A 13,083-nucleotide genomic window follows, 5' to 3' on the forward strand; every position below is an offset into this window, starting at 1 on the left:
CCGGCGCCCGCCACTCCACAGACGCCCGCTACGCACCGCTCGTCCGCCCCCCCCCCCACCCCCCCCCCCCCCCCCCACCGCTGGACACCACCCCCCCCCCCCGCCACCCACCCCCCCCCCCCCCCACGGTGGTGTCCTGCATGTCCAGATGGGTGTGCGAGTCGGCCACCGGCACGGCGAGCGGTGCGGGCAGCGGCGGCGGCGCGGTGTCCTTGCTCATGGCGCCCGATCCTATGGGGCGCCTCCCGGCCCCTGGTGCCGGGCCTGCCTCGGGGAGGGCCGCCGTGCGGGGGCCGGTCCTGCCTTGGGGAGGGCCTCGGTGGACGCGGTGGTCCACCCGCGGGGAACGGTCGTCTACCCGCGGTGGTGGAAGGGGTGCAGCAGGTCCCGGAGCTGCCAGTGGTGGTGCTCGGCGGGTGCGGGGGTCGCCCCGCCCGCGGCTGCGGTGTCGTGCGGGGTCCCGGAGCCGGTCTCCTGGTGCGCGGCGTCCCTGCCGGCCCCGAACGGTCCGGCGGGCGGCGTGACGGTGTCCGGGTAATGAAGCAGATTCTGCACCGACGAGACCCGCCCGGACCTCATGATGCGTACGACGTGGCCGCCGCAGTTCAGACAGCTCGGATTGGAAAGCGGCGAGGGAACACGCTCGCCGTCGGCCCGGTATACGACAAAGTTCTCGCCGGAAGCGCCTACGTGGTGCTCGATCTCGTACGACTGCTCCCAGCCATGGCCACACCGCATACAGGCGAAGGAATACGCCTCGTGGGCGGTGCTCTCAACTATCTCACTCATGCCAGCTCCTCTTGTCCGACGGACAAGCCTTCCGTGGGGCGATTCCGTCCCACTTCCCAGTGGACGCCTCCGGCTCCCGGAATGCATCAGGTGCTGCCGACTATTGGACCGGTTTTGGCCTGCTCGTGGCCTAAGGTCCCGTGATCACGTTGCCCGCTTTGCCAACCGCGCGGGTCCTTTACCTCCCGGTGGCACACCTGCGCCGCCGGGCCCCGTGACGGCCACGGTCCGACGCCGTACGGGCACACTCGGGCGTCACACGGGCGCCCTCAGACACCCTCAGGCACCCGCGCCCTTGACCGTCCCGTTGCCCGCTTCCGCTGCCCGGCCCCTCACCCGTGTCCCCCGCCCTTGACCGGCCCCGTACCCGCCTCCTTCGCCGCATTCTTGGCGGCGACCACCGCGTCGAACACCTCACGCTTGGGCAGCCCCGCGTCGGCGGCGACCGCCGCGATGGCCTCCTTGCGCCGCTCGCCGGCCTCCTCGCGCACCTGCACCCTGCGCACCAGCTCGGCGGGGTCCAGCTCCTGCGGCCCGGCATCGGGGGCGCCCTCGACCACGACCGTGATCTCGCCCCGTACGCCGTCCGCCGCCCACTCGGCGAGCGCCTTCAGCCCGCCGCGCTTCACTTCCTCGTACGTCTTGGTCAGCTCACGGCAGACCGCCGCCCTGCGGTCCGCGCCGAAGACCTCCGCCATCGCGGCGAGCGTGTCGTCCAGCCGGTGCGGGGCCTCGAAGTACACCAGCGTCCTGCGCTCGGCCGCGACCTCACGGAGCCTGCCGAGCCGCTCGCCCGCCTTGCGCGGCAGGAAGCCCTCGAAGCAGAAGCGGTCGACGGGCAGCCCGGACAGCGCCAGCGCGGTCAGCACGGCCGACGGCCCCGGGACCGCCGTGACCCTGATGTCCTGCTCGACGCACGCGGCGACCAGCCGGTAACCGGGGTCCGAGACCGAGGGCATGCCCGCGTCCGTGACCAGCAGCACCCGTGCCCCGCCGGTCAGCGCCTCGACCAGCTCCGGGGTACGGGCCGACTCGTTGCCCTCGAAGTAGGAGACGACACGCCCCGTGGTCTGGACGCCCAGCGCCTGGGTCAGCCGGCGCAGCCGCCGGGTGTCCTCGGCGGCGACGACATCGGCCGTCGCCAGTTCCTCCGCGAGCCGGGGCGGCGCGTCCGACACATCACCGATGGGGGTCCCTGCGAGTACCAGCATTCCTGTCACCACTCCATTCTCCCAGCCCCGTGCACACCACTCTCACAGTCCGGTTCCCTACGATGGCGCGGTGACGAGTACAGCGCCTCAAGCCCTGAAGGGCCAAGACCCGGGGGAACAGCCGCCCGCCTGGGGGCGCAGGCTGCGCCGCTTCGGGTACGCAGGCCCGCGCGGGGCAGGACTGCGCGAGCGGCTGGTGCCGCCGTACGCCTCGCCAGGACCGCAGGTGTGGCACGTGCTCGGCATCTCCCCCGCCCTCGCGGAGCGGCTGGTGCGCTGGTCCGCCTGGGGCGGCCCGCTCCTTGTCACGCTGGTCGCCGGGGTGCTGCGGTTCTGGAACCTGGGCAGCCCGCACGCGGTGATATTCGATGAGACGTATTACGCGAAGGACGCCTGGGCGCTGATCCACCAGGGGTACGAGGGCCACTGGCCGGACAACATCAACAACGCGATCCTGGCCAACCCCGCACACGTCTCGGTGCCGTCCGACCCCGGCTATGTGGTGCACCCGCCGATGGGCAAGTGGCTCATCGGGGCCGGTGAGCACTTCTTCGGCTTCACGCCGTTCGGCTGGCGCTTCATGACCGCGCTGCTCGGCACTCTCTCGGTGCTGATGATCTGCCGGATCGGCAGGCGGCTGCTGCGTTCGACGTTCCTGGGGTGTCTGGCGGGCGCGCTGCTGACGGTCGACGGGCTGCACTTCGTGATGAGCCGCACCTCGCTGCTCGACCTCATCGTGATGTTCTTCGTGGTGGCGGCCTTCGGGGCGCTGCTGATCGACCGGGACCGGACCAGGGCCCGGCTGGCCGCCGCCCTGCCGGTGGGCGAAGAGGGCGGGCTGCGGCCCGACAGCGGGGTGGCGAGCACCGTGCGGCTGGGGCTGCGGCCCTGGCGGATCGTGGCCGGTGTGCTGCTCGGACTGTCCGCCGCCACCAAGTGGAACGGGCTGTACGTCCTGGTCTTCTTCGCGGTGATGGCGGTGCTCTGGGACGTGGGAGCCCGCCGCACGGCCGGTGCCGTCCGCCCCTACCGCGCCGTCCTGCGCCATGACGTGCTGCCGGCCTTCGTCTCGACGGTGCCGGTCGCCGTGGTGACGTACATGCTCTCCTGGACCGGCTGGTTCGTGGCCAAGGGCGGGTACTTCCGCGACTGGGCGAACCAGCGCGCCGGGCTCTCCCCCGACCACATCAAGCTGCCGGTGCTGGGCACGGTCCATCTGCCGCAGTTCGACATGAGCTGGGTCCCCGCGTCACTGCGCAGCTTCTGGCACTACGAGGCCGAGGTCTACAGCTTCCACGTCAATCTGACCGAGGGGCACCAGTACCAGTCGAACCCGTGGAGCTGGCTCGTGGTGGGCCGCCCCGTCTCGTACTTCTACGAGTCCCCGAAGCCGGGCGTGGACGGCTGCCCGCAGGGCACCGAGAACTGCGCCCGCGAGGTGCTCGCGATGGGCACCCCGCTGCTCTGGTGGGCGGGGTGCTTCGCGGTGCTGTACATCCTGTGGCGCTGGGCCTTCCGCCGGGACTGGCGGGCCGGGGCCGTGGCGTGCGGGATCGCGGCCGGGTATCTGCCCTGGTTCATGTACCAGCAGCGGACGATCTTCTTCTTCTACGCGGTCGTCTTCGTGCCGTTCCTCTGTCTGGCCGTCGCCATGATGATCGGCGCGATCCTCGGTCCGCCCGGGTCGAGCGAGCGGCGCCGTGCGGTGGGGGCGATCGGTGCGGGTGTCCTGGTGCTGCTGATCGTCTGGAACTTCATCTACTTCTGGCCGCTGTTCACCGGGGACGCGATCCCGCTGAGCCAGTGGAACAACCGGATGTGGCTGAACACCTGGATCTGACGCGGGGATCCGGTGCCTGCGTCCGCCGCTCTCTCCGCCGTCGGGCGTCGGGCGTCGGCATTGGGCGTCGGGCGTCGGGCGTCCGCCGTCGGGCGTCGGGCGTCGGGCGTCGGGCGTCGGGCGTCGCCCATGATTCCGGTCGGGTAACGACGCCCCCGGCGCCACCCCTGTCCCGTACGCTGCTGAACACAACTCTCTTGAACATGTTCAAAGAGACTCCTGGGGAGGGGACGCAGCAGTGCGTAACGGGGCGAAGATAGGCATCGTGGGCGGGGTGTTCGCGGTGGTGGCCGGCGGGGTCGGCTACGGCGCATACAACATCTGGAACGCGGTGGACGGTTCGGGCGGCGGGGGCGGCTCCATCAACACGGCCCAGGCCGCGCCCGCCCGGCGGACCGGCCCGCCGACCGCGGACGAGATCAGCGGTACGGCCAAGGACTTCCTCGCGGCCTGGGCGAAGGGCGACGCGGACGGGGCGGCCGGGCTGACCGACAACGCGGCCGACTCACAGCCGCTGCTTGCCGGTTACCGCACGGACGCCCACGTCAGCAAGGTGACCCTGACGCCCGGTGCGGCCTCGGGTGCGAAGGTGCCGTTCACGGTGAAGGCCACCGTCTCGTACGAGGGGAAGACCAAGCCCTGGTCGTACGCGTCCTCGCTGCGAGTCGTACGCGGGGTGACGACGGGCCGGGCGCTGGTGGACTGGGAACCTTCGGTGATCCACCCGGACCTGAAGAAGGACGAGACGCTCACCACCGGTGAGGCCGAGTCCGCGCCCGTCAAAGCCGTCGACCACAACGGGGCGGAGCTGACGAAGGCGAAGTACCCCTCGCTGGGGCCGGTCCTGGACTCGCTGCGGCAGAAGTACGGCGACAAGGCGGGCGGCAAGCCGGGCATCGAGACGTACATCTCGGGTGACGGTTCGGACGACGCCACCCCCGCCCGGACCCTGCTGACCCTCTCCAAGGGCACCCCCGCCCTGCTGCACACCACGCTCGACGCGGGGGCGCAGGCGGCGGCCGAGACGGCGGTGAAGAAGTTCAGCGAGTCGTCGGTGGTAGCGGTCAAGGCGAGCACCGGCGAGATACGCGCGATCGCCAACAACCGCGCCGACGCCTTCGACGCGGCGACGCAGGGCAAGCTCGCGCCCGGCTCGACGATGAAGATCATGACCGCCGCGATGCTCATCGACAACGGTCTGGCATCCGAGAAGAGCCCCCTCCTCTGCGAGCCTTCGGTCCTCTGGCAGGGCCAGACCTTCCACAATCTGGACAACTTCTCCATCCCGGGCGGCACCATGGAGCAGGCGTTCGCGCGCTCCTGCAATACCGCCTTCATCAAGCCGGTCGGGAAGCTGAACGACCGCGGCATCGCGGACACCGCCCTGCCGGACACCGCGAAGAAGTACTTCGGCATCGGCTCGGTCTGGAACGTCGGCATCCCCACCTTCGACGGCGGCGTGCCGCAGACGTCCGGCCCCAACACCGCGGCGGCGATGATCGGTCAGGGTCTCGTCCAGATGAACCCGCTGAACATGGCGTCGGTCACCGCCACCGCCCGCAGCGGCGCGTTCCACCAGCCGGTCATCGTGCCCAGGTCACTGCGCGAGGGCGACACAGCCACCGCGCAGCCTCTCCCGGCCAACACCGCGCAGCAGCTGCGCGACATGATGCACACCACGGCGACGGCCGGGTACGGGACGGGCACCGCGGCAATGTCGGGGGTCGGCGGGTACAAGGGCGCCAAGACCGGCTCGGCGGAGGTCGACGCCCAGGGCAAGTCCAACAGCTGGTTCACCGGATTCAGCGACGACCTGGCCGCTGCGGCGGTCGTCCAGTCCGGCGGCCACGGCGGCGACGCGGCGGGCCCGGTGGTCGCGGCGGTGCTGGCGGCGGGCTCCTAGGGGCTGTCCGGCGGATCACGCCGCAGACGCGGGGCCTGGCACGCCCATCTGCGGCGTTGTCGTCGGTTGACGACGCTCCGCGTCGCCGCCCTCCTCCGCCTTGCAGCTGGACGCACCAGACCCCGCTCACCAGGACCGATCGGGAACCGGCGACACCTGCGCCCTGATCCGCCGGACAGCCCCTGAGCTTGTCTCGGAAAGTGACAACAAGTTCGCGTGGTACGTACACCGGCCGCTAGCGTGACGGACCATGAGCACTTCCGAACCCCCTGTCAATCCCCGGTTCGCCGAGGCGCTGCGTGAACTGGGCCTGGAGGTCGAGGTCCGCGGATTTCCCGAGGCGACGCGGACAGCGGCCGAGGCGGCGGCCGCGATCGGCTGCGAGCTCAGCGCGATCGTCAAGTCACTGGTCTTCGAGGCCGACGGGGCGCCCGTCCTGGTCCTGCTGGACGGGTCGTCCCGGGTCGACACGGACCTCGTACGGGAGGTGCTGGGCGCCGAGAAGGTCAAGCGCGCCGACGCCGCTCTCGTACGGGAGACCACCGGGTACGCGATCGGCGGGGTGCCGCCCTTCGGCCACCGCAGCCGCACCCGGGTCATCGCCGACCGCGGCCTCCTTGAGCACCCCGTCGTATGGGCCGCCGCGGGCACCCCGCACACGGTCTTCGCCCTGGAGCCGAAGGCGGTGGTCGCCCACGCGGGCGCCACACTCGCGGATGTCCGGGAGTCCGCCGCGTGACACTCACGGTCATCCTCGCCGTCGTCCTCGCGGCGATAACGCACGCCAGCTGGAACGCCATTGCCCACCACATCAAGGACCAGCTGGTCTCCTTCACCCTGATCTCCGGGGGCGGGCTGCTGGTCGGCGCACTGGGCGCGCTGTTCGTCCCCTTCCCGGCCGCGGCGGCGTGGCCGTATCTGCTCGTGTCGGCCGCGCTCCACGTCACGTACATGCTGCTGCTCATGCGGTCGTTCAGCCTCGGCGACTTCGGCCAGATGTACCCGATCGCGCGCGGTACCGCCCCGCTCGTGGTGACCGTGCTGGCCGCGGTCTTCGTCCATGAGGTCCCGAACGGCTGGCAGCTCGCGGGGGTCGCGGTGGCCTGCGCCGGACTCGTCGGCGTGGCGCTCTGGGGCCTGAAGGGGTCCCGCCCGCAGTGGCCGGCGATCATCGCGGCGCTCGCCACCGGCCTGGCGGTCGCCTCGTACACGACAGTCGACGGCGTCGGCGTCCGCGACTCGGGCTCCTCGCTGGGATACATCGCCTACCTGATGATCCTGGAGGGCATCGCCATCCCGGCGTACGCGCTCTACCGGCGCCGGGGCCAACTCACCGCCCAGCTGCGCCCGTACGCCAGCAAGGGGCTGATCGGCGGTGCGATGTCGGTGGTCGCGTACGGCCTGGTCCTGTGGGCCCAGACCCGCGCCCCGCTCGCCCCGATCGCCGCGCTGCGCGAGTCGTCGATCATCGTGGGCGCGGCGATCGGTGCGCTCTTCTTCAAGGAGAGGTTCGGGGCACCGAGGATCGCGGCGGCGGGGCTGATGGTGGTCGGCATCGGGCTGATGCTGCATACGGCTTAGCGGGGAGTCCGGGCGTTCCGGGCATCAGGCGTCGGGCGTCGGGCGTCGGGCGTCGGGCGCAGGACGTCACGGGCAGGACGTCACGGGCAGGACGTCACGGGCAGGACGTACATCGGGGGCAGACGTACAACCGCCTGCGCCGCATCCGCCTACCGGCCGCGGCGCAGGGCGTACACCCGGAGTCTGCTGTAGCCGCGCACCGAGACGGGGCGCAGGGAGCGCAGCCGGTACGGGGCGCCGGGGCCCGCACCACCGGCGCCGCCCCCGCCGTCCGCGCCTCCGTCCGCCCCTCCCCCGGGCGCGGAGCGGCCGATCCCGGTCGCGAAGGACTCGTCGGTGAGGATCGTGCCGGGGCGCGCGACGGAGGTGAGGCGGGCGGCGATGTTCACCACCTCGCCGTACACATCACCGAGCCGGTGCACCACCTGCCCGTAGGCCAGCCCGGTGCGCAACTCCGGCAGTACGGTGTCGCGTTCGGCCGACTCCGTCAGCTCCAGGGCGGTATCGGCGGCTGCGCCGGGACTGTCGCAGAGGAACAGCACCTCGTCCCCGATGGTCTTCACGATTCGGCCGCCGTGCCGCGAGACGGCATCGGCCGCCAGGGATTCGAAACGCTCCAGTACGTCCACGAGCGCCGCCTCACCGACGCGCCGGGTGAGGGCCGTGTACCCGACCATGTCCACGAAGCCGATCACCTGCCCGGAGCGCCCGGCGTCCGGCGGGGCGGCGGTGACCCGGCCCGCGTGCGCGGCGAGGTGGCGGCGCCAGACGTAGTTCTGCAGGTGTTCGAGGGCGGGCAGCGCCTCGGCCGCGGCCTCGGCCGCGCCGCGCGCGCGGGACGTCTCACCGTGCGCCCCGGCCGCCCCGGCCGCCCCGGTGGCCTCGCTGTCCTGGTCCGCGACGACGAGGGACATCTGCCACTCCGCCAGCCGCGCCAGATGGTGTCCGAGGGCCCGGGTGACGGCGGACTCCTGGCCCGGTGCGACAAGACCGGAACCGAACAGCCGGGCCGCAGTGCGGGCGGCGGCCACATCGGCGTCGGTGAAGATCACCGCGTCATCGTCGACGGCGGCGAAGCCGAGGGCCCGCCACAGCCTGCGGAGGTCATCCGGCGGAAGCCCGGACTCCTCGGCGACTTGCTCACGGGTGTACCGGCGGGCGCCCCCGAGGAGCGTCTCCTCCAGCCCGGGGGCGGTCATCCGGGTCTCGGGCATCCGGGCCTCGGACATCCGGGCCTCAGGTGGTGTGCACGATGAGGACATCGGCGTCCGCCTTGCGGGCGATGTCGGACGGCACGGATCCGAGCAGCCGCCCCGCCAGGGTGTTCAGCCCCCGGTTGCCGACGACGACCAGGCTCGCGCTCCGGTCCGTGACCGCACGGGCCAGCGCCGGTACGGGGTCGCCCTCCACGGCCAGCGTCTCGATCTCCCGCGCCCCGGCGGCCTCCGCGCGCCCCCGGGCGATCCGCAGGGTCTGCTCCGCGGGCGCGGAACCCTCGACCTGGTACGCCTCACCGCGCAGCGCGTCCTGAGCGGCGAGGCTGTCCTCCCTGCCGATGGGCCGGTAGGCACAGAGCACGATGAGCCGGGCGCCGTTCGAGACGGCGACGGCGGCCGCCCGGTCCACCGCGGCGTAGGACGAAGTCGACCCGTCGGTGCCGACAATCACGGTCTCGTATGCGGTCATGACGGGTGACCATAGCCGCCCGCGGACCGCCTCACGAGCCCGCGCGGACAGTCCGCTCGGAGGTTGTGCGGCACTGACAAATCCGTTGCGGGGCGGGCCACTCGGATGCTCCCCGCACGCCAAATCCGGTCGGCCGGGACCTGCGTCGCCTCCCGCCGGAATGTCACGGTCCTGTCATACGGCGATCACGCCAGGAACTCCCCTGAACCGCCCGGCATCTCAATTTCCAGAAGCACGGCGAGAGGCCCGGTAACCGGCCGGCCGGCCGGTGTTCCCAAGGTCAGAACCCATTGAGGAGAGAATGATGCTCGTCCGGACGAAGAAGATCTCGATGTTCGCCCTCACCGCTGTCGCCGCCGGTCTGGCGCTCACGGCCTGTGACAACAACGGCACCGACGCGGCCTCGTCGTCCAAGGGCGGCTCGTCATCCTCCTCAAGCTCCGCGAGTACGCACTCCCCCGCTCCCGTCTCCAAGACCGCCAAGGACTCGTCGCCGGGCTCCTCCGCGAAGGACGGGGTGAGCTGCACCAACCAGATCAACTACGCGGGCGACCCCCGCTCCAACGCCGAGATCAACAGCATCGGCGCGGACACCGGCCACTGCCCCAAGCCGCAGAAGGGCAGCAAGCCCGCCGGTACCCCCAAGAAGCCCGGAACGAGCTGCACCAACCAGATCGACTACGCCGGGGACTCCCGCTCCAACGCCGAGATCAACACCATCGGCGAGAACACCGGCTACTGCCCCCCGGTCAAGCACTGATCGAAGAGCGTGAAATCGCCCCGCACACGACGAGGAAGCCGAGGTGACTGACGTCGTGCGGTGCGGGCATAAGCGGAACCGGCGGAAGACGGCTCCGCCGAGAGGTTACGGAGAGGGGCGCGAGCAGTGACGCGGGAGAAGGGCCGGGCGGCGGTGCCGGACGGAGCGACGGTCCCGGGCTCCCGGGAGGACACGGGAGCGCCGGCTGATACGAGGGGCGCAGGAACCACCCGGCGCCGGATCACGGCAGACACCCTGGAACTCTTCCGCGGCGGATGGCGCGGCCTGTACGGCTTCTCCTTCGGCGTCGCACTGTTCGCCGCGCTCGTGGGCGCCGCGCTGGTGGCGGGGGCGTTCGCCCTCTCCTGGCACAACTTCGCCGTCACCTGGAAGGGGGCCCGCGCCGAGATCGCGTACGAGGACCCGCCCGTGGGCTACTTCCCGGAGCAGTACACCTCCATCTTCCTCAGAAGCTTCCCCTTCATGGTGCTGCTGGTGGTGGTCGGCGTCTTCGTCCTCACCCTGCTGCTCGTCGCGTATGCCGTGGCCGTCCGCGACGCGGAGACGGCCGACCGGTGGCTGAGCCCCGGCGAACTGTGGCGGCGCAGCCGCCCGTACCTCGGGCGCGCCATCCGCGTACAGCTCCTGACGGTCCTCTGCGTGGCGCCCCTGATCCTGCTGGCCTATCTCGTGGCCGCCTTCTACCGGAGCGGCGGCATGCTGGGCATCGAGATCCCGCGGCTCGACTACTGGAGCAGTACGCCCTACCGGCTGCTGGGCAACGGCTCGACGTCCCTGGTGATCGCCCTCGCGCTCTTCGTATGGCTCCGTCTGATTCTCGCCACCGCCGCCGCGGTGAACGGCGCGCCCACCGCGCGGGCCGCCGTACGCCGGTCCTGGTCACTGACGGGCGGTGCGCGAAGGTGGCGGGCGCTGGGCGTGGGCCTCCTGCTCTCGGCGGCCGTCACCGCCGCGTACAACATCCTGGTGTACGCGGCGGGACCCCTCGCCCACCCGGTCGGTCTCGCCGTCCTGTGGCTCACGCACGACAACCCGTACGCCGCCGGTTCGGTGATGGAGGTCGTCCCGGCCGCGGTGAGCATGCTGCTCATGACGGCACTGGTCCTCCCCGTGGCCGGCGCGGCGCTCGCACTCCTCCGTACGGAACTCCGGCCGGCGGAGACCGGCACCCCCTGAGGCCCGTCCCCGGGCCTGGGGCCCCCGCCCTCCCCTTACCGGCCGTTCGCTCAGCGCACGACGTCCATGCGCAGGAACACCGGCACCCGCAGCGGCGGGCGTTCCGCCAGGGTCAGCACGACGACCGCGCCGCCCGTCGTGAACCGGTCGAGCCGCGATGCCCGTACCTCGTGCCACTCCCCCTGGACCCTGATGAGGTCACCGCGGACCACCAGGACGGCGCACATACCGCGCTCACTCGGCACCACCGCCACCGCCGCCCGGTCCCAGCTCCGCCCAGACGACCTTCCCGGGCCCGCCCCGCTCGCCGAAGCCCCAGCTGTCGGCCAGCGCCTCCACCAGGAGCAGGCCCCTGCCCCCTTCCGTGTCCGGACCCGGGGCGAGCATGCGGGGCGGGACGGACGAGGCGTCGTGCACCTCGATACGGACACCGGGCCCGTGCGCACCCCGCAGGAAGCGGGTCTCGATCTCCCGCCCCGGTGAGACCACGGCGTGCCGCCCGGCATTGGTCAGCAGCTCGGAGAGGACGAGGCAAGCGGTGTCGGTGAGCGGCGTGAGGCCCCAACTCTCCAGTACGGTACGGAGTTCCGCACGGGCCCGCGCGACACAGACGGGCCGCCGGCTCCACCGCCGCACCACGGCGTCCTCGGTGGTCGCCTCCATCAGCGCACCACCACACCGTGCAGCGGGCACGGCGGCCCGACCTCGACGCCGTGCAGGTCGAACCAGGCGATACGGCTGAGCGCCAGACGGTCGTACGCCAGGGACGAGAACGAGCCCAGGTGAGGCAGCAGTCGGTGACCGAGCGGCAGCGACGCCCGGCACACGAGGAGGCGGCGGCGCCGGAGTTCGACCGGGGGCCGCGGGTCCGGCCGCCGTCTCGCCGACCTGTTCAGCAATCGGATCACCGGGTCGGCGAGACAGGCAAGGAACCTGCGCATAGGGACGCTCCTGTTGGTGTTGACCACACGTGGACTTGTGTCGCACTGTGACGAATAACTCACAGCGTGTGGCTTGCGTCGCTACGCTTCTAGGGGTTTCGACCTGACAACGCGACGTTCAAGTGAGGGAGTTGGTCCCATGGCAGGGGCACCGGTGTCGCGCACGATCCGGCAGAAGTACGGCGAGGAGCTGAGGATCCGGCGGATCGCCGCCGGCCTGACCCAGGAGACGGTCAGCGAGGCAGTGGTCTGCTCCCCGACGCTGGTCAGCCACTGGGAGGCGGGGCGCCGCCTGCCCACCCCGGACGATGCCCAGCGACTGGACCGGGTGCTGGGGACGGACGGGTTCTTCGCCCGCTGGCTGAAGGACCTGGACACCAAATTCACCCAGTACTTCGCTCCCGTAGCCGAGTTGGAGCAGCAGGCGTCCGAACTCCGCCACTACTCCCCCTCACTCGTCCCCGGCTTGCTCCAGACCAAGGAGTACTCGCGCGCGGTCTTCCGCCAGGGCTCACCGAACTATGAGGACAAGGAACTAGACGAAGCCGTTGTCATCCGTCAGGCTCGGGCTGCGCTGTTCGATAGGCCGTCACGGCCCGTACTTTGGTGCCTGCTGGACGAGGCAGTCCTCCGGCGGAGGGTGGGTGGACCGAAGGTCATGGCCGACCAGCTCAACAAGATCACAGACCTGGCCGAATCAGGACGCCTGCGGCTGCACGTCATGCCGTTCAGCATCGGAGCCCACGCGTTGATGGATGGACTGCTCTATCTCATGGAGTTCGCTGACGCCCCGCCCATTGCCTACTCGGAGGGAGTGAAAACCGGGCATCTGATCGATGATCCAGCCTTGGTCGGCAAATGCCAGAAGGTCTACGATCTGGCCCTGAGCGACGCACTGTCGCGCACGGATTCACTGGCCCTGGTGAGGGCCGTAGCGAAGGAATACGCACATGCGTCGAAGTGAGCAGGTCGTCATGGACGCCACGGTTCTGACCGGATGGCGCAAGTCCAGTTACAGCGGTGTCGAACAGAACGACTGCCTCGAAGTGGTTGACGGGCACACTGTCATCCCCGTCCGCGACTCCAAGAACCCCCACGGCCCCGCCCTCGCCTTCCCCGCCGACGGCTGGTCCGCCTTCGTCACCGCCGTGAAGGGCGGGGAACTCGCCCCGTAA

General features: G+C 71.2%; 15 protein-coding genes. 8 read left to right on the top strand and 7 right to left on the bottom strand.

Annotated features, from left to right (window positions below; translation table 11 throughout):
• Nucleotides 1-354: 354 nt before the first annotated feature.
• Both ACFXBC_RS25155 and rsmI read right to left on the bottom strand, forming a co-directional pair.
• Nucleotides 355-789 (bottom strand): hypothetical protein, encoded by a 435-nt coding sequence (locus ACFXBC_RS25155; RefSeq protein WP_385028651.1) that lies wholly within the window; start codon nt 787-789, stop codon nt 355-357.
• A gap of 332 nt (nt 790-1,121) precedes the next feature.
• The gene (gene rsmI, locus ACFXBC_RS25160; RefSeq protein ID WP_385028654.1) at nt 1,122-2,009 is read right to left on the bottom strand and encodes a 16S rRNA (cytidine(1402)-2'-O)-methyltransferase; all 888 of its coding nucleotides are present in this window, start codon (nt 2,007-2,009) and stop codon (nt 1,122-1,124) included.
• Between the two features lie 61 nt (nt 2,010-2,070).
• Between rsmI and ACFXBC_RS25165 the strand changes: the two genes are divergently transcribed.
• The 4 genes from ACFXBC_RS25165 to ACFXBC_RS25180 all read left to right on the top strand — a co-directional run bounded on the left by ACFXBC_RS25165 (nt 2,071) and on the right by ACFXBC_RS25180 (nt 7,324).
• Nucleotides 2,071-3,840, top strand: coding sequence for a dolichyl-phosphate-mannose--protein mannosyltransferase (locus tag ACFXBC_RS25165; protein WP_385028657.1), 1,770 nt, complete (start codon nt 2,071-2,073; stop codon nt 3,838-3,840).
• A gap of 238 nt (nt 3,841-4,078) precedes the next feature.
• On the top strand, nt 4,079-5,743 hold the full coding sequence (locus tag ACFXBC_RS25170; RefSeq protein ID WP_385028660.1) for a penicillin-binding transpeptidase domain-containing protein: 1,665 nt from the start codon (nt 4,079-4,081) through the stop codon (nt 5,741-5,743).
• 250 nt (nt 5,744-5,993) lie between these two features.
• Entirely contained in the window at nt 5,994-6,482 is a 489-nt protein-coding gene (locus tag ACFXBC_RS25175; RefSeq protein ID WP_385028663.1) for a YbaK/EbsC family protein, read from the top strand.
• Nucleotides 6,479-7,324 (top strand): EamA family transporter, encoded by an 846-nt coding sequence (locus tag ACFXBC_RS25180; RefSeq protein ID WP_385028666.1) that lies wholly within the window; start codon nt 6,479-6,481, stop codon nt 7,322-7,324. Before ACFXBC_RS25175 ends, ACFXBC_RS25180 begins: the two co-directional genes overlap by 4 nt.
• Nucleotides 7,325-7,473: 149 nt before the next feature.
• Here ACFXBC_RS25180 and ACFXBC_RS25185 read toward each other — a convergent pair whose 3' ends face one another.
• Entirely contained in the window at nt 7,474-8,586 is a 1,113-nt protein-coding gene (locus ACFXBC_RS25185) for an adenylate/guanylate cyclase domain-containing protein (protein WP_385028669.1), read from the bottom strand.
• Complete coding sequence (locus tag ACFXBC_RS25190; protein WP_385028672.1) at nt 8,561-9,010, bottom strand: universal stress protein; 450 nt, start codon at nt 9,008-9,010, stop codon at nt 8,561-8,563. The genes ACFXBC_RS25185 and ACFXBC_RS25190 overlap by 26 nt, the downstream gene beginning before the upstream one ends.
• A gap of 304 nt (nt 9,011-9,314) precedes the next feature.
• On the opposite strand from ACFXBC_RS25190, the gene ACFXBC_RS25195 reads away from it, so the two are divergent.
• Both ACFXBC_RS25195 and ACFXBC_RS25200 read left to right on the top strand, forming a co-directional pair.
• Nucleotides 9,315-9,770, top strand: coding sequence for a hypothetical protein (locus ACFXBC_RS25195; protein WP_385028675.1), 456 nt, complete (start codon nt 9,315-9,317; stop codon nt 9,768-9,770).
• A gap of 126 nt (nt 9,771-9,896) precedes the next feature.
• A complete protein-coding gene (locus ACFXBC_RS25200; RefSeq protein ID WP_385028678.1) occupies nt 9,897-10,967 on the top strand; it encodes a hypothetical protein in 1,071 nt (356 codons plus the stop codon).
• Between the two features lie 50 nt (nt 10,968-11,017).
• Here ACFXBC_RS25200 and ACFXBC_RS25205 read toward each other — a convergent pair whose 3' ends face one another.
• The 3 genes from ACFXBC_RS25205 to ACFXBC_RS25215 are packed head-to-tail and all read right to left on the bottom strand — an operon-like array spanning nt 11,018 to nt 11,908.
• Nucleotides 11,018-11,194, bottom strand: a complete 177-nt coding sequence (locus tag ACFXBC_RS25205) for a hypothetical protein (protein WP_385028682.1) — start codon at nt 11,192-11,194, stop codon at nt 11,018-11,020.
• Between the two features lie 7 nt (nt 11,195-11,201).
• Complete coding sequence (locus ACFXBC_RS25210; RefSeq protein ID WP_385028685.1) at nt 11,202-11,630, bottom strand: ATP-binding protein; 429 nt, start codon at nt 11,628-11,630, stop codon at nt 11,202-11,204.
• Nucleotides 11,630-11,908 (bottom strand): hypothetical protein, encoded by a 279-nt coding sequence (locus ACFXBC_RS25215; protein ID WP_385028688.1) that lies wholly within the window; start codon nt 11,906-11,908, stop codon nt 11,630-11,632. Before ACFXBC_RS25215 ends, ACFXBC_RS25210 begins: the two co-directional genes overlap by 1 nt.
• 139 nt (nt 11,909-12,047) lie before the next feature.
• On the opposite strand from ACFXBC_RS25215, the gene ACFXBC_RS25220 reads away from it, so the two are divergent.
• The gene (locus ACFXBC_RS25220) at nt 12,048-12,872 is read left to right on the top strand and encodes a Scr1 family TA system antitoxin-like transcriptional regulator (RefSeq protein ID WP_385028691.1); all 825 of its coding nucleotides are present in this window, start codon (nt 12,048-12,050) and stop codon (nt 12,870-12,872) included.
• A 10-nt stretch (nt 12,873-12,882) separates the two neighbouring features.
• Complete coding sequence (locus ACFXBC_RS25225) at nt 12,883-13,083, top strand: DUF397 domain-containing protein (RefSeq protein WP_385028741.1); 201 nt, start codon at nt 12,883-12,885, stop codon at nt 13,081-13,083.

It is taken from the genome of Streptomyces sp. NPDC059398, assembly GCF_042751845.1.
Classification (GTDB): domain Bacteria; phylum Actinomycetota; class Actinomycetes; order Streptomycetales; family Streptomycetaceae; genus Streptomyces.